This window comes from Agromyces italicus DSM 16388, from assembly GCF_000421545.1.
GTDB lineage: Bacteria > Actinomycetota > Actinomycetes > Actinomycetales > Microbacteriaceae > Agromyces > Agromyces italicus.
In genome coordinates, this window is record NZ_ATXF01000004.1 from 409,628 (window position 1) to 426,471 (window position 16,844).

Genomic DNA, 16,844 nt, shown 5'->3' on the forward strand with positions numbered 1-16,844 from the left:
TTGAGCATGCGCAATGCTTGTGTTGAGCATGCTTGCCGAGTAGATTGAGCATGCCCAATCGTTCGAATGCCGAAGCGACGCATATCAGCGGTACGGGAGCTATCCCGAGGGTGATGGTGGATGCGAGACATGAACGAAGCCGAGAGCAAAGCAGCCGCAGAGGACCTCGCGAAGCGCCTCCGCCTGCTCCTCGACGTCGCGGTCGCTGAATCGGGCTCGGAGCCGACGTACACGCAGATCGCCGCGTTCCTCGAGGAGTGCGGGATCAACCTGTCGCGATCCCGCTGGACGTACATGGTGAACGGTCACCGATACGTGCAGGACCGTGCGTTGTTCGACGGGCTCGCCGCATTCTTCGACGTCGACACCGAGTTCTTGATGGGCGCCGAAGGTGCGGAAGCTCCGGAGAAGGTGAGCGCACAGCTCGACCTCGTTCGCTCGATGCGCGCCGCGCGCGTGAAGTCGTACGCCGCTCGCACGCTCGGAGACATCTCGCCGAACGCGCTCGCAGCAATCAGCAAGTTCCTCGACGAGGAGATCATGAGAACGTAGCCAGCTGCGCGAATGCGCCGAGGGCGCCAGGGACCTTACAACTGTCCCAACGGAGGTGATGACCCATGAACAGCGAGGCCGCAGTGTCAGCGGCATTCGACGCACTCGCCCTCGGGGATGTGTTCACCTTCGACGAGCTGGTCAGCGTGGTGCAGTCTCGGCGCGGGCGTCGCCTGCGGATCATCGAACTCTCCGAACTCCGCGACCATGATGGGCTCTGCGCGATCTGGCTCAAGACCGACGCAGAAGATCTGGTACTCCACGCACACAGCGAATCGGTGCTGCATCGACAGCAGTTCGTACTGCACGAGCTCGCGCACATGATCTTCGACCACGGCGACGACGATGATCCCGCGGAACCCGACATCCTGCTGCCGGAAATCCCGCCTGAGACCCGGCGGCGCCTACTCCGGCGACAGAACCTCGACACCGCCGACGAGATTGTGGCGGAGTCCCTTGCCGACCAGTTGGCCGCCGCGATCCGCGGGTCAGCGATGCACGAGTCGCGGTTCCTGGAGATCTTCGGGTGATTCCGGTCCTCGTCTCCGTTCTGATGTGGCTGCTCCTTGCGTGCCTGCTCATCCTGCGCCGGGGACGTGGGGAGCGCAGCATCACCTACGCCGCGCTCATCATCGCGATCGCGATGACCTTGAACATCGACTCGATCTATGTCGCGCTCGACGGACTTGTCGGCGGAACCAACTTTGTGACCCTCATTGCCGATCTCGCCCTTACGGTCGGCGTGTTCTTCCTCGGTCGCGGCGTCATGAAGGCATCCGATCACCAGCCGCGATCCGTACAGGTTGCACTCGGGACTCCCGCGCTCGCGACCGCGCTGGTCTGTGCGATCGTCGCGTTCTTCCTCATCGATCGGGACTCCACCACCACGACCTTCATGCTTGACCTCGGATACCAGCCAGCTGCAGCCGCCTACTCGATGATTCACTTCGCCTACTACGCGGTCGTGCTCACGGCGATGGCCGTGCTCGCGGCCCGGCAGCTGCGAGTCAACAGGGGCGTCCAACTTCTGCCACCAGCCTCGCTGGTCCTCGGTAGCGTCTTCGGCTTCGCGCTCACCATTGTCGTCATGACGATGGATGTCGCGCACCTGGCCGGCAACCTCGACCTGATGGCCGCGGTTTCCGTCGCCTACAACCCGCTCTACCTGCTGACGTTCGCATTCCTTTGCTTCGGGTTCGCCGGACAGCCAGTCGCCCGAAGCCTGCAATCACGTTCGCGGGAACGGTCAACGCGTGCGCTGGCGCGCGAGCTCATGCCGCTGTGGGCCCGAGCAATCGCGGTGCGACCCGGTATCAGCCAGAGCCAGGTTGCCCCATTCCACACCGACGATGGCGAAACACTGCTGCACCGCCAGGTCGTTGAGGTCCGCGATGCGATGATCGACACGCGGGTGTCGTTCGAGGTGAGCGATGACGAACGAGGGCTCGTCGAGCGGGCGGAGCGGCATCTGCTCGGAACGGGTCCGGGTGCTGCTGCATCCGTGGCGCACGGGCACTCCGGTGTCGGGTGGGGGCAGCAGAAGCGATGAGCGTGAGGTGGGCGGTAGCGGGCGCGGTGGCCTCGATCGGCGTCGCGCTCGGAGGCCTAGGCTTGGGTATCGCGAGGCGCCTCACCACTCCCGTGCGCAGTCGGACGTACGACCTCACCATTCGTGGGGTGGATGCCTTGGGGGAGCGGCCGATCGTCGCGCTCGACCGCACGCCACAAACGGCAGCGCCCGGTCGCTACTGCCTCCTGCTCGAGAACGGAGGCTGGGTTCAGCTGTCAAGCGAAGTCGACGACCTCGGTCCGGGGCTCGTCGGCCGCGGCGTGTTGAGCGAGCCCCACACGGGACTCCATGTCGGCGAACGAGCGTCCTGGAGCGGCATCTACTTCTCGAGCCCGGAGGATGCCGGCCTCGAGCCATCGGACGTCGCTATCCCGACGGATGCCGGCCCAGCCCCCGCCTGGCTCATTCGCCCTCGAATTGGCTCATCGACGACGTGGGCCATCCACATTCACGGCCTCGGAAGCCCACGAGCCGGAACGCTCCGCGGCGTGCAAGTCGCCGCCGAGACCGGACTCACCTCGCTCGTAGTGACCTATCGGAATGACGGCGAGGGCCCGACCACTGGTTCAGGACGGTCGACGCTCGGCGCCACTGAAATCGACGATGTGCGGGCCGCTGTGCGCTACGCGCTCGGGCACGGCGCGAGCCGAGGCATCCTCTTCGGTTGGTCGATGGGGGCGGCCATTGCGTTGCAACTCGCTGCAGAGCCGGAGCTTCGCGGTATCGTCGCCGGGCTCGTGCTCGAGTCGCCTGTTCTCGACTGGGAATCCACCATCAAGGCAAACTGTAGGCGCTCAGGCCTTCCCGCGTGGACCGGCGCGCTCGCCGTACCGTGGCTCGACAACCGGTACCTGTCACGCATATTAGGTCTCGATGTGCCCGTCGGGCTGCGCCGCTTCGATTGGATCACGCGTGCCGATGAGCTCGCCGTCCCGACGCTTCTCCTCCACGGATCGGCCGATACGTCGGCGCCGATGGGGCTCGCGGAGCGCCTCCATGAACTTCGACCTGACCTCGTGCGGCTCGAGATCTTTGATGCTAACCACAGCATGACGTGGAACGCTGACTCCGAGCGTTGGCGGGCATCCGTCGGGACTATGTTGGATGATCACATCGGACGGTGATCTGCCGCTGCCCTCTTCTGAAGTCGGCTCCCATGCAGGACGACGTCGCACCCGCTGGAATCGACGAAGCAACGATTGAGTATGTCGAGCGAGAGACTGGTGTCGTCCACCCTTGGTGAGCATCCCCGTCGTCGTCGTATCCCATGAGTTGAACCGAACCCGGCCCCTCGCGGCGGCCACCCGCCGGGACCCACTTCAAGTAGCGCCCGCCGTTGGCGTGAAATTGAACACGGGCCCCATGGGTCTGTGGGGATGAGATGGTAGAGCTTCGAGTTCAGCGGCTGATGAGCGGGAGCAGGCTGCGCAGCGCGGCCGCCGCGAGCTGATAGCAGACTTCCACGAAGCCAATCGCTTCACGGGGGGAGCGCGCGATGAGCTTGACCGTGCGATTCGCGGTGCGTTCGGCATGCGGGATCATGGCCGCCTGCTCCGCGGCCGAGGCGTTGGGCAGGTCGATCTCAACCTCAAGGATCTCGGGAACGATGGGCAGTGAGTAGGAGCTCGCCCGGCTGACCACACGCGCGGCCGCTCCGGAGATGAGGCGCTGGGACTCCGCCGGTGACAGCGAGTTGGCGGCATTGCAGCCGCGAGCCTGCTTCACGGCGACCGTTTCGATGCCGGGCAGGGTCCTCGCGACTGCGGTACAGATGATGTCGTCGCCGGTCACCAGGCCGACGGGCACACCTACCGCCGAGGCCTGCAGCGCATTCACGTCTGCCTCGGACACGGGCACGCCGTTCACTCGTACCTCGGTGAACCACGAGGAATAGGTGTGAGCCAGGACGCCCTCAGCGCCGGCCGCCGCGTGGTAGCCGATAAAGAGCGCGACATCGTGTTCTGCGGAAATTCCCTCCGCCATGCAGTCGAGTGTCGGGCTACCGAAGATCACTCGTGCGCGCGGGTCGAGGTCGGCGTGGATCAGGTTGTCCATCGTGCCGTGGCTGTCGTTGATAAGTACCTCGGTGGCTCCGCCCTCGAACGCTCCCGCGATGGCAGCGTTCGCCTCCCCGGTCATGAGTTGCTGCGCCCGGGGGTAGCCGTGACCTCCGCGAATGACCTGATCCAGGGTCGCGACGCCGGCGACACCTTCCATATCGATTGAGATGTATACCCGCATTCTTCACCTTTCTGCGAGTGGCCTCGGCACGGGGAGGTGCGATGACACTTCGGTTCTCAGCCTAAGGCGGATTGGGGAGGCGTTCTAGGTCGATCGACCAGTTCTCGGCTAGAGATGTTGGTGCATCGAACAACGCACATCTGATCACGCAGCAATACGGTTGGAGGACTGCCAGCCCCGAAGACGAGGAGAGCGCATGTCAGTTGTTTCTGGGAACCCCAGAACCACAGCTGTCTTCCAGAACAGAAGCGTGGCTCGTACTCGTGTACAACCCTGGGCGCCCTAGAGGAGTTCCATCAATGTTGATGTATGTAGCCAAGCGACTTTTGGCTTTAATTCCACTCCTATTCGCGGTATCGGTGGTGATCTTCTCGATCCTGCACCTCACACCGGGCGATCCTGCCCGGGCGATGCTCGGCGCCAAGGCGTCGGCAGCGCAGGTCGACGCACTTCGGGAACGGCTCGGACTCAACGAACCGCTCATCATTCAGTACTTCCAATGGGTGGCCGACGCACTACGGGGAGACCTTGGGGACTCGATCTTCCTGCGGAAATCGGTCGTCGCCGCGATCTCCGACAACGTGCAGCCAACGATGCAGCTTGCGCTGCTCGCTATCATCTTCGCGCTCGTGATCTCGATCCCGTTCGGTACACTCGCCGCGCGCTACCGCGGCGGCGTCCTTGACCAGACCGTGAACGGCTTCACTCTCATCGGGCTTGCGGTGCCGAGCTTCGTGCTCGGCCTCCTGCTCATCCTGCTGTTCGGCGTATGGCTGAGGGTGCTCCCGGTGTCCGGCTACACCAACCCCTTCGAGGACTTCGGTCGAGGAATGGACTCGCTGCTGCTTCCCGCCTTAGCACTCGGCGCGACTATCTCCGCCTACATCACCCGCACAACGCGGGCCGCCGTGCTCGACGTGCTCAATGCGGAGTACATCGATGCGGCGCGGTCGCGCGGCGTGGGCGAGCGGCGTCTGCTGTTCTCGCACACACTGAAGAACGCCGGCCTCCCGATCCTCACTGTCGTCGGTCTCACCTTTGGCGCACTCGTCACCGGCGCCGCCGTCATCGAGACCATCTTCAACATTCCCGGACTCGGGTCTCTGCTCATCCAGGCAATCCCGCGCCGCGACTACGCAGTGATTCAGGGAGTGGTGCTCCTCGTCACTGTCGTCTTCCTCCTCGTCAACTTGCTCGTCGACATCCTCTACGGGTTCATTGACCCGCGCGTCCGCCTCGCAAAGTCAGGAGGGAAGTAAGCCCATGTTAGATCAGCTCTCGACACCGTCGACCAGCATCGTGCAGGTGCAGAACGAGAAGCGTCCGTCGCTCTTCTCGCGCATGATTCGCACCCCGGGCATCGTCGTCGGCGCGATTGGCCTATTCCTCATCGCCCTGCTCGCATTCGCGGTCCCCCCGCTCGCCCACCTCGACCCGTATGCGGTGGATCCGATGTCCCGTCTGCAGGGCTCGTCGGCCGGCCACATCCTCGGCACTGATACCTTCGGGCGCGATCTCCTCGCACGTATCCTCTCCGGCGCGCAAACATCGCTCGTCGTCGGTTTTCTCGTCGCGCTCGTGAGCGGCGTGTTCGGCACCGTCATTGGGGTCGTCGCGGCCTTCAACTCGGTGCTCGACCAGATCCTCATGCGCTTCTGCGACGGTCTCATGGCCATCCCCGCAATCCTCCTCGCCGTGGCGCTCGCAGCAGCGCTCGGCCCGAGCACGACGAACCTAATCATCGCGCTGACGGTTGTATACACCCCCTACCTCGCGAGGCTCGTGCGCTCGCGCGCCATCGCGGTGAAGTCTGAGGCCTTCGTTGAGGCGAGTTTGAGTGGCGGAGCCCGTCCCTGGCATGTCATCCTCCGCCACGTTCTCCCGAACACCATGTCGGTGATCGTCGTGCAGTCGACATTCACCTTTGCGGAGTCGGTGATCGTAGAGGCCGCGCTGAGCTTCCTCGGCGCCGGTGTTCCCGCACCCACCGCCAGCTGGGGCAACATTCTCTACGATGGCAAATCAGTCGTCGCATCTGCGCCCCAGATGGTCGTATTCACGAGCCTCATTCTGGTGATCACGATTCTCCTGCTCAACGTGCTCGGCGACGGTCTGCGCGACCTCGTGGATCGCCGAGCCCAGCGCCACATTGCGCACTTCTCGATATTCGGCATCGGCAGGAAACGCCGCACTGCGAAGAAAGGGGGCGCTGCATGACGAGCTCGCCGCTGAACATTGAAAACCTCGCGATCACTATCGCCGAGGGTGACGACGCCGTCGAGGCGGTGAAATCGATGAGCCTCGACCTGGCAGCGGGGGAGGTGCTCGCGCTCGTTGGAGAATCCGGTTCGGGAAAGACGATCACTGCCCGCGCGGTGCTTGGTCTGCTCCCGGCCCGCGCGAGCACCAAGGGAGTGATTCTCATTAACGGCATCTCGGTGCTCGAGGCGACGCCCGAGCAAGGGCGAAAGGTGCGCGGCGAGCACGCCGCGATGATCTTCCAGGAGCCGTCAACGGCACTGAACCCCGTCTTCACGATCGGATGGCAAATGTCAGAGGGTCTGCGGGCCCACGGCATCTCCGACGTCAGGGAGCGCCGCCGCCGATCGATCGAACTGCTCACGGCGGTCGGTATTCCGAGCCCCGAGACACGCATCGATGACTATCCGCACCAATTCTCTGGCGGGCAGAAACAACGCATCGTCATCGCGATGGCGCTCGCGCTTCGCCCCGCTGTGATCATTGCGGATGAGCCAACCACAGCACTTGATGTCACTGTGCAGGCCGAGATCCTCGACTTGCTGCGTCGCTGCCGAGACGAACTAGGTGCGTCGATCCTGCTCATTACGCACAACATGGGAGTTGTCGCGGATCTCGCCGACCGAGTCGCCGTCATGTACCAGGGGGAACTCGTCGAAGTAGCGCCAGTCGAAGAGCTCTTCGCCAGTCCGCGCGAGCAATACACGCAGGACCTCCTCGCTGCGGTGCCGCGTCTCGGCGCGGAGCCACGCGAGGCTCGCGACGAAGGGATCGGCGACGTCGTCTACGAGGCCGAGAATCTCGACATCGTGTACTCGGGAGGCTTCCGCCAGAAGCCGTTCCACGCGGTGCACGGGGTGTCGTTCACGGTGCGGCGCGGTGAGGTCTTCGGACTAGTTGGCGAATCGGGATCGGGCAAGTCCACCATCGGTCGCTCGATCGTCGGCCTTGCGCCGGTGAGCGGTGGCTCTGCCAAGTTGCTTGGATCCGATCTGCGCCATGCGAGGGGAGCGGAGCTGCGGGAGCTGCGCAGGAGGGTCGGATTCGTGTTCCAGGATCCGGCGTCCTCGTTCAACTCATTAATGACCGTGGGCGAGTGCATCGAGGAACCGATGCGCATCCACCGTGCAGGCAGCCGTCAAGTCCGCGAGCGTCGGGTGAACGAGCTCCTCGATGCGGTACAGTTGCCGCGCTCGATGGCCTTTCGTCATCCCTACGAACTCTCCGGTGGGCAGCGGCAGCGCGTCGGTCTTGCACGCGCGCTCGTGCTCGATCCCGAGTTCCTCGTCGCCGACGAGCCGACGAGCGCGCTTGACGTGTCGGTGCAGGCCCGCGTGCTCGAAATCTTCAACGAACTGCAGCGTGATCTCGGCTTCGGCTGTCTGTTTATCAGCCACGACCTCGCCGTCGTGGAAATGCTGTCCGATCGCATCGGCGTGTTGCAGAGCGGCCGCCTCGTCGAGGCCGGGACCGCTTCCGAGGTGCTGCAGTACCCGAAGGAAGCGTACACGCGACGACTCATCGCCGCAGTACCCGTGCCGGATCCGAAGGTTCAGCGAGCGCGCAGGCCGCCGACTACACCGGGCAAACAACCGTTAGTACAAGGAAGGTTGTTCCAATGACGGACCGAAACATCAGGCCGGATCGAGTGATCATCGCGGACCGCGTGCACACTGTCGATTCCGACAACTCGACGGCCGAGGCCGTGGCGATTAGCGGTCGCACCATAATCGCGGTGGGCAGCCGCGCGGACGTGCATAGCTGGGATCTCAGTCGCGCGGAGGTGATCGAACTTCCTGGGGCAACGCTGACTCCCGGGTTTGTTGATGCGCACATCCACCCGATCTACGGCGCCGAGCAACTCTGGCGCGCCGTGGATCTCTCAGGGCTCGACACGCTCGACGAGCTTCGCACCGCGATCGCGGCCCACGCGGAGACCCTCGGGCCGGGGGGGTGGATTATCGGGAACAGAATGCCGTTCCACGCCTTCATCGGGAAGACGATCAGAAATGAGCACTTCGCCGATATCTTTGGCGATCTGCCTGCGTTCCTCACGTTCTTTGATGGACACGCGAGCATTGCGAGCGAGGAAGCCCTGCGGCTCGCCGGCATAACCGGGCCCATCGACTTCGGGAACAACTCCTCCATTGATGTCGACGAACAGGGGAAACCAACCGGGTACCTCATCGAGAGCAATGCGCAATCGCTCGTGCGCGACGTGATCCCGCCGCTTACTCTCGAAAGTCGGAAGGTCGCTGTACTTGCCGCGCTCGAGAAGTTCGCAGCGAGCGGGTACACCGGGCTCCACGCCATGGACTTTTCCGAGACCGACATCGAGGTGCTGCAGGCGCTCGAGGCGGACGGGGATCTGCCAGTCCGCGTGCGGATCTCGCCGATGTGGCGCTCGATGGACGATTGGGAGACCACCTTCAAGCGCTTCGTTGACCTGCAGGGCCTCGGAGGGCGTCGGTGGAAGGTCGAGGGCGTGAAGATGATGCTCGACGGCACGGTGGAGAACGGATCGGCCTGGCTTTACGAGTCCGATATCGACGGCGGAGGTACTCTGCCGTACTGGGTGCCGAGCGAGCTCTACATCCGCTCGGTGCACGCGCTCATCGAGAACGGGATCCCGGTCGTCACGCACGCGATCGGGGATCGCGGCGTCGACTTCGTGCTCGACGTACTCGAGTCGGCCCCCGATCTTGGGCGTGAACTCGTGCACCGGGTGGAGCACGTAGAGACTATCCCCGACTCGACCGTGCCTCGTTTCAAACAGCTCGGCGTCGCTGCGAGTATGCAGCCGATGCATGTGTTGTCGACGAGCGCGGACGAGAGCGACCTGTGGTCGATCAAGCTCGGCAAGGGGACGGACCGGGCACACGCAAAGTGGCGGATCAAGGACATTTGGGAGACCGGTGCGATCGTTGCGCTCGGCTCGGACTGGCCGGTCGAGGAGTTCGACGCGCGGCAGGTGTTCGCGACGAACATCACCCGCAAACGCCCCTTCACCGATCAGGCTCCGATCCGCCCGGATCAGGGGCTTGACGCCGAGATCACGCTCAGGCAGTTCACGCAGCAGGTGTGGGCCTCCATCGGCGAGCCGTGGAACGGGATGATTAAGCCGGGCGCGATCGCCGATCTTGCGGCATTCGCAGGCGATCCGCTGACTCTCGATCCCGAAGAGTTCGCGGCGACGCCGGTCGTGCTCACTGTCGTGGGCGGGCGCGTCGCCCACCGGGGCTCACTGCAATCAGACTCCCTGATCCACCGGACGCAATCACTCCATAAGACAGACAATCACTCATAAACAGGACGGACAACACGAGATGAGTAAAAGCATGCTGAAAATCGGGGGCGCCACACTTGCCGCAGCCCTGCTACTCACCAGCTGCTCGATCGACGGGCGAAAGAGCGAAGGTAGCGAAGATCGCACCGACGTGAACGTCGTCTCGCCGGCGCAGCCCGCGAACCTCGACCCCCACCTCTCAACCCTGCAGATCACGGCCGAGGTTACCCGACCGATCTACGAGACGCTGATCGGTGTCAACGAGGAGTATGGAGTCGTCCCGGTGCTCGCCGAGTCGTATGAGCGGTCGGACGACGGCCTCACCTTTACTTTCCACCTGCGGGAGGGCGTGAAGTTCCAGGACGGCTCAGACCTCGACTCGAATGACGTAGTCGTCTCGATGGAGCGCTGGCTCCGCAACTCGACATTTGGGGAGTCGATCTTCCCCGGAGCAACTTGGACGGCTATCGATCCACTCACCGCTGAGCTCAAGGTCACGAAACCGAGTTTCCTCCATGAGGTGCAGCTTTCGAACCGACTCACGCAGTTCCCCGCAGTGATTCCCTCGGAGATCGCAGAGGCCGCCGCAGATGAGCCGATCACCGAATACATTGGCACTGGCTCCTACGAGTTCATCGAGTGGAAGTCCGACCAATTCATCAAGATCAAGAAGTGGGCCGGTTACAAGCCGGGTCAGGGTGAGGCGAGCGGTCTCATCGGGGACAAGACCGGCACCATCGAGGACATCACCTTCAACTTTGTCGCTGATCCTTCGACGCGGACGATGGGACTGCAATCGGGTCAATACGACATCGTCACTGAGGTTCCCTACGACAGCCTCGACCAGATCTACGACGACCCGAAGCTCGAGGTCGGCGCGTACCTCATTACGCCCCAGCAGATGGTCTTCAGCCCGCGCACCGACGGCCCTGTGGTGGACGTGGACTTCAGACAGGCGATCAACGCCGCCGTAGATCGTGACCCGATCATGATGGCGGCCGTCGGGGGGAATTCCGACCTCTACGAACTCGTGCATCACCAGATGTCGAAGTCTCAGGAGAGCATCTGGAACACCGAGGTCGGCAAGGACGGCTTCAACCGGGCCGACGCCGACGAAGCTAAGGAGCTTCTCGCGAAGGCCGGGTACAACGGTACGCCCGTCACTCTCATCGTAACGCGTGACTATACCGAGGCCTACAACTCCGCGGTCGTGCTCCAGGAGCAGCTCAAGGCGATCGGCGTCTCTGTCGAGCTGGAGGCGATGGAATGGGGCGCGTACATCGAACGCTTCCTCAACGACGCGGAATCTTGGGACCTCACGGTGTTCCCCGCGGTGACAGAGCCAGAGCCGTCGACGGTGATCGGCTTCATCCGCGACTTCCCCGGGTACATCCCGTCTTCCCGTTTCGACGAGATGTCGGAGAAGTACCGCGCGATCCCGACGCTCGAAGAAGCCTCTCAGTACTACGACGAGATGCAGCAGTACATAGAGGACGTGCGACCGCTCGTGAAGCTCGGCGACGTCGCAAATGTATATGCCGCGACCAAGACACTTGATGTTCCGGTATTCGACTCCAGCATCCGCTGGTGGGAACTCAAATACAAGGGCTAAGCGAGGCACTCGGCGGATGGGCGGTCGCGCGGTACGCCCGCCCCCTGCACTTGTTCGGCCCTAATCATGCCGGGGCGATTGTGTCCAACGCGCGAAGTGTCGCCTACCCGCTTAGCGAATAGTGGGAGGGGGAAGATCCGTTTGCCGCGCCTACACAGAAAGGTCTTTCGACACCATGCCGAAGCCGGTGCAGTCCGATGACATCATCAGCACCATCCGATCCCTGGTGGAGTGCGAATCGCCCTCCTCCGATCTTGCCGCCGTGGCATCCTCGGCCGATCTCGTTGCTCAACTCGGCGAGGCGATTCTCGGCGCCGCCGCCGAGCGAATCGAGATCAACGGCGTCAGCCACCTGCGCTGGAGGTTCGGCGATACGACCGAGGTGCTGCTGCTCACGCACCATGACACGGTCTGGCCGCTCGGCACCCTCGACCGTCTACCGTATTCCATTGACGACGGCAACCTCGCGGGGCCCGGGTGCTTCGATATGAAGACCGGGCTCGCGATGGCGATGCACGCGATAGTGGCTCTCGACGACCGGAACGGTGTCACGCTGCTCGTGACTGGCGATGAGGAGCTTGGTTCGCCGAGTTCCCGGACTCTGATCGAAGACACAGCGCAGGGCGCGCGGGCTGTCCTCGTGTTTGAGGCCTCAGCCGATGGCGGGGCGCTAAAGCTCGAGCGAAAAGGCGTATCGGTCTACGAGGTCGTGCTGGGCGGCACTGCCGCCCATGCCGGTCTCGAGCCCGAAAAGGGGGTGAACACGTCGATCGAGCTGGCCCATCAGGTGCTCGCGATCACGGCGCTCGCGAACCTCGATCTTGGTACTACGGTCACTCCGACGCTCGCTGTGTCCGGAGTCACTAGCAACACGGTGCCAGCGCGGGCCACACTCAAAGTCGACGTGCGTGCGCGCACTGCGATTGAGCAACAGCGAATCGAGAAGGCCCTGCGAGAGCTGCGGCCGGTGCTCAACGGTGCGAGCATCGAGGTGCTCGGGGGAGTCAACCGGCCCCCGCTCGAACGCAGCGCCTCGATCGAACTCTTCGGAAGGGTAACGGCGCTCGCCGCGAAGCTCGGCCTAAAACCCATCGACGGCGTATCCGTCGGAGGTGCGAGCGATGGAAACTATACGGCCGGCATTGGCGTGCCGACCCTTGATGGGCTCGGCGCAGTCGGTGGCGGCGCGCATGCCGAGTCCGAGCATGTCGTCGTTGCCGAGATCGAACCTCGCACCAGGTTGCTCTGTGCGCTCCTGACCGAGCTCGTCGACGAAGCGAAAGAAGGAAGACGATGAGCGCAATGAAGCTTCAGGATGCAGTGCTTCTGCAGGCTATTTCGGACGCTGAGCGCGCGGCCGAGTTCTCGGGCGCGGTCATCCGCGAGGTGCGCGGCAGAGAGGAAGAGATTCAGGTCATCGACCTGCTCAACCACATCTGGGGCCGCACCATGGACAACCCGGTGCTACCCGGGGAATTCGTCCGCGTCTTCGGCGAGACCGGGAACTACATCGCGGGCGCGTATGTAGACGGGACACTCGTGGGTGCGTCCCTCGGGCTCCACTCCAGCCCCGAACGGCACATGCTGCACAGTCATATCGCCGGAGTGACCTCGAACATCGTCGGAAAATCCGTAGGGTACGCGCTCAAGCTCCACCAGCGGGCGTGGGCGCTCAGCCGGGGCATTGACACCATCGAATGGACGTATGATCCGCTGATTTCACTTAACGCGAACTTCAACATCAGAAAGCTCGGCGCGCGACCGGTGGAATACCTCGAGAACTTCTACGGGCCGATGGTCGACTCGATCAACGCCGGCGACTCCAGCGATCGTCTGCTGGTCCGTTGGCACCTGCGCGATCCCACCGTCGCCGCGCTGCTTACCGACGGCAGCAGACTCCCGCTACCTGTCGGCAACGCCACAGTCGCGATCCCCGACGACTTTGGGGCGATGCGAGTCACGGATCCGGCGCAGGCCAGGGAATGGCGTCAGCGCGTGCGCGAGCAGCTGACCGGTCTGCTTGACCGCGGCGCGAGGATTGTGGGGTTCGAGCGCGGCACAGGATACATCTTGCATTAGCCATTCGCCATAGCAGAAGGAGAAGAATGACCATGAAGATCGAAGGGTTCGAACTGCGGCGTATCGCGCTGTCAATCGTGTCACCGTTCCGCACATCATTCGGCACGCAAACGGAGCGCGACATCCTGCTCGTAAAGGCTGTGACAGACGGCGCCGAAGGCTGGGCCGAATGCGTCACGCTGCCGCAGCCAGTCTACTCGCCCGAGTACATGGAGGGATCCGTCGACGTGCTGAAGCGCTACTTCATCCCGGCGATGGCCGACGTGCGCGACGCGAGCGGTGTAGCGCCGGCCCTGCACAAGTTCAAAGGCCACCCCATGTCGAAGGCTGTGCTTGAAACGGCACTGCTCGACGCTGAGCTGCGCGCCGAGGGCAGATCGTTCGCGCGCGAGCTCGGTTCGGTGCATGAGCGGGTGCCGTGCGGCGTCTCGGTCGGCATCATGGATTCTGTCCCTGAGTTACTCGATGCGGTCGGCGGGTACATCAATGAGGGGTACGTGCGCATCAAGCTAAAGATTGAGCCGGGTTGGGATGTCGACGTGGTCCGCGCGGTGCGCGAAAAGTTCGGCGACGACGTGTTGCTGCAGGTCGACGCGAACACGGCGTACACGCTGCGAGACGCGCGCCACCTTGCGAAGCTCGACGACTTCGACCTGCTGCTTATCGAGCAGCCGCTCGAGGAGGAGGACATTGTCGGCCACGCGGATCTCGCGAAGATGCTGAAGACCCCGATCTGCCTCGACGAGTCTGTGACTTCCGCGCAGACCGCGGCCGCGGCGATCCGCCTCGGCGCAGCGAGTGTGATCAACATCAAGCCAGGGCGCGTCGGCGGCTACCTCGAGGCGCGCCGCATCCACGACCTCGCTGCGGCGGCCGGCGTGCCGGTGTGGTGCGGTGGCATGCTCGAGACTGGCTTGGGCCGAGCCGCGAACATCGCCCTGGCCTCACTGCCCGGCTTCACACTGCCCGGGGACGTCTCGGCCAGTGGGCGCTTCTATGCGACCGACATTACCGAACCTTGGGTGATGGAGGACGGGCACCTGACCGTGCCCACCGGACCCGGCCTTGGCGTGACGCCGATTCCTGAGGTGCTCGAAGAGTTCACCACTTCCGTCGAATGGGTTGCCGCCTGACGTTATGCTTCCATTCATGAGCGCCGCCGGCGAGCCGAGGTTCACTAGGTTCAGTCTCGGGCGAGTGCTCGACGACCTCGGTATGACCCTGCTCGAGGTCGCTCACGGCCGCATCGACGAGACCGAGAACATTGGCGGGGTGAGCATCTACGACCCGGTCGATGAGCCGATCTACCCCGAGCACGCTATCGTGCTCGGGGTAGGCGTGCACGGCCCTGAGCAAATCGTGGGTATGCTCAATGCACTTGGCCCGGAGACTCCCGCCGCCGTCGTCGTGCGCTCGCCCGTCGAACTCACCGAAGAGGTGCGCCGGGCGTCGGACGAACATGGCACCACGCTGCTCGGGTTGGCCCGCGGTGCGACCTGGACCCAGGTGGCCGCGCTACTGCGCTCGCTGCTCGCCGAAGACGACATCGGAGAGGCTAGGGTCGACTCTTTCGGCGGCATCCCGTCCGGCGATCTCTTCGCCGTTGCGAACGCGATCTCGTCGCTGATCTCCGCTCCGGTGACAATCGAGGATCGCTCGTCCCGCGTGCTCGCGTTCTCCGAAGGCCAACTGCACGTCGACCCCGGCAGGGTGGAGACCATCATCGGTAGGCGAGTACCTGCCAGAATCACGCAGGTGCTGACCGAGCGCGGCGTGTTCCGCGACCTCTATCGCAGCGAGGATCCGTTGGAGGTCGGGGCGATTGAGTTCGAAGACGGGCACGCCACGGAGCGTGTCGCGATCGGCGTGCGCGCCGGCGACGAGGTGCTCGGAACGATCTGGGCGGCGATGGACGGGCCGCTCACGCCTGAGCTCACGACGACGCTACGCGACGCTGCGAAGCTCGTCGCACTACATCTGCTTCGTGTGCGCGCTGGCGCAGGCGTGCAGCGACGCCTGCGCGCCGAGTTGCTCAGCACTGCCCTCGAGGGGGGCGCTGGAGCGAGCGACGCGCTGTCACGGCTGAACCTGATGGGCAAGCCGGTGTGCGTCGTGGCTGCCGTGCTGACTGAAGCACCCGAGGAGAGCACCGATGTGGCGGGGCAGACCGTGATGGCCGAACGGGAGCGGTTCGCCGACGCGTTCACGGTGCATCTCTCTGCGCTGCGCCCTGGTTCGGCTGTCGCCCTACTCAGCGACACTGTGTTCGGCATCATTCCCGCGCCGAACGATCCCGGCTGCGAACGCGTAGTGCAGACGATGGAGGACTTCCTCGATCGACTCGGCGGGCACACCTCCGCCTCGATCGCTGTAGGGCCGTTGGCGCACGATCTTTTAGACGTCGCTAGGTCGCGAGCGACAGCACAGCGAGTGCTGCGCGCGCTGCAGGAACGCACACCGAGCGCGAACGCAGTAAATATCGCTCCAAGGGTCGCCCGTCTCTCCGATGTTCACGCGCTTGTGCTGACGCTCGAGCTGAAAGAGCTGATGACCGCGCGAGGTGACGAGATCACCGGCCCGATCTCTGCGCTTATCGAGCATGACCGCAAGCACCGGGGGCATCTCGTCGAGACGCTGCAGGCCTGGTTCGACTACTTCGGCGACGTGAGGCAGGCAGCGACCGCGCTCTTCGTTCACCCGAACACCTTCCGCTACCGTCTCCGCCGGGCGACCGAGATCGCCAGCATCGACCTCGGCGATGCCGATGAGCGTTTCGCGGCGATGCTGCAACTACGGTTGATCGCCCGCAAGAATGGCTGATTCCCGGCGCTCAGCGCTCGCACGCCGTCATTGGCCTTTACGACAACTGAGACCCCGGGAATCAATCAACTGGAGTGAGCCGAGTGAGTTACGATTCCGCCTCCGCACGCGTGTCGCCTTCTCCGCAGCCCGGGGATTCCCGGCGACCCCGTGGGCAAATCCCCGAATTCGCCCTGTACGACCCGTGGGTGCTTTACCGGCAGGGCATGATCACCGCTCCGAATGTCGTGCTCGCTGGCATTGTCGGCTCCGGTACTTCTCGAGCTCGGAGGATGCGGACCTCGAGGCTTCAGACGTCGACATCCTGACCAATGCCGGCCCAACTCCCGCCTGGCTCATCCGCCCACCAACTGGCTCATCGACGACGTGGGCCATCCACATTCACGGTCTCGGAAGCCCCCGAGCCGGAACGCTCCGCGGCGTGC

At 63.9% G+C, this 16,844-nt stretch carries 14 protein-coding genes; 13 read left to right on the forward strand and 1 reads right to left on the reverse strand.

Annotated elements, in window-relative coordinates:
• The first annotated feature begins 129 nt into the window (after window positions 1-129).
• The 4 genes from H516_RS0102320 to H516_RS0102335 all read left to right on the forward strand — a co-directional run bounded on the left by H516_RS0102320 (window position 130) and on the right by H516_RS0102335 (window position 3,246).
• A complete protein-coding gene (locus H516_RS0102320) occupies window positions 130-552 on the forward strand; it encodes a hypothetical protein (RefSeq protein ID WP_022888114.1) in 423 nt (140 codons plus the stop codon).
• Window positions 553-617: 65 nt separating this feature from the next.
• Window positions 618-1,082, forward strand: a complete 465-nt coding sequence (locus tag H516_RS0102325; protein ID WP_026378316.1) for a hypothetical protein — start codon at window positions 618-620, stop codon at window positions 1,080-1,082.
• Window positions 1,079-2,101, forward strand: coding sequence for a DUF6545 domain-containing protein (locus H516_RS17810; protein ID WP_022888117.1), 1,023 nt, complete (start codon window positions 1,079-1,081; stop codon window positions 2,099-2,101). Before H516_RS0102325 ends, H516_RS17810 begins: the two co-directional genes overlap by 4 nt.
• Before the next feature lie 26 nt (window positions 2,102-2,127).
• Window positions 2,128-3,246: an alpha/beta hydrolase family protein gene (locus tag H516_RS0102335; RefSeq protein ID WP_026378317.1), complete on the forward strand. Its 1,119-nt coding sequence runs from the start codon at window positions 2,128-2,130 to the stop codon at window positions 3,244-3,246.
• Window positions 3,247-3,520: 274 nt separating this feature from the next.
• Here the strand turns inward: H516_RS0102335 and H516_RS0102340 are convergent, their stop codons facing one another.
• Window positions 3,521-4,363, reverse strand: coding sequence for a M55 family metallopeptidase (locus H516_RS0102340; protein ID WP_022888118.1), 843 nt, complete (start codon window positions 4,361-4,363; stop codon window positions 3,521-3,523).
• Between the two features lie 299 nt (window positions 4,364-4,662).
• On the opposite strand from H516_RS0102340, the gene H516_RS0102345 reads away from it, so the two are divergent.
• The 9 genes from H516_RS0102345 to H516_RS0102385 all read left to right on the forward strand — a co-directional run bounded on the left by H516_RS0102345 (window position 4,663) and on the right by H516_RS0102385 (window position 16,419).
• Window positions 4,663-5,622, forward strand: a complete 960-nt coding sequence (locus H516_RS0102345; protein WP_026378318.1) for an ABC transporter permease — start codon at window positions 4,663-4,665, stop codon at window positions 5,620-5,622.
• A gap of 4 nt (window positions 5,623-5,626) precedes the next feature.
• The gene (locus H516_RS17815; RefSeq protein ID WP_022888120.1) at window positions 5,627-6,580 is read left to right on the forward strand and encodes an ABC transporter permease; all 954 of its coding nucleotides are present in this window, start codon (window positions 5,627-5,629) and stop codon (window positions 6,578-6,580) included.
• Window positions 6,577-8,244 carry a dipeptide ABC transporter ATP-binding protein gene (locus tag H516_RS17820; RefSeq protein WP_022888121.1) on the forward strand — a complete coding sequence of 556 codons (1,668 nt, stop codon included), beginning with the start codon at window positions 6,577-6,579 and terminating at the stop codon, window positions 8,242-8,244. The genes H516_RS17815 and H516_RS17820 overlap by 4 nt, the downstream gene beginning before the upstream one ends.
• On the forward strand, window positions 8,241-9,929 hold the full coding sequence (locus tag H516_RS17825; RefSeq protein WP_022888122.1) for an amidohydrolase: 1,689 nt from the start codon (window positions 8,241-8,243) through the stop codon (window positions 9,927-9,929). Before H516_RS17820 ends, H516_RS17825 begins: the two co-directional genes overlap by 4 nt.
• 31 nt (window positions 9,930-9,960) lie before the next feature.
• Window positions 9,961-11,520, forward strand: coding sequence for an ABC transporter substrate-binding protein (locus H516_RS17830; RefSeq protein ID WP_022888123.1), 1,560 nt, complete (start codon window positions 9,961-9,963; stop codon window positions 11,518-11,520).
• A 175-nt stretch (window positions 11,521-11,695) separates the two neighbouring features.
• Window positions 11,696-12,817: a M20 family metallopeptidase gene (locus H516_RS0102370; protein ID WP_022888124.1), complete on the forward strand. Its 1,122-nt coding sequence runs from the start codon at window positions 11,696-11,698 to the stop codon at window positions 12,815-12,817.
• On the forward strand, window positions 12,814-13,599 hold the full coding sequence (locus H516_RS17835; RefSeq protein WP_051138656.1) for a hypothetical protein: 786 nt from the start codon (window positions 12,814-12,816) through the stop codon (window positions 13,597-13,599). The genes H516_RS0102370 and H516_RS17835 overlap by 4 nt, the downstream gene beginning before the upstream one ends.
• Before the next feature lie 32 nt (window positions 13,600-13,631).
• On the forward strand, window positions 13,632-14,732 hold the full coding sequence (gene menC / locus H516_RS0102380) for an o-succinylbenzoate synthase (RefSeq protein WP_026378319.1): 1,101 nt from the start codon (window positions 13,632-13,634) through the stop codon (window positions 14,730-14,732).
• A 16-nt stretch (window positions 14,733-14,748) separates the two neighbouring features.
• Complete coding sequence (locus H516_RS0102385; protein ID WP_051138686.1) at window positions 14,749-16,419, forward strand: PucR family transcriptional regulator; 1,671 nt, start codon at window positions 14,749-14,751, stop codon at window positions 16,417-16,419.
• The last annotated feature ends 425 nt before the right edge of the window (window positions 16,420-16,844 follow it).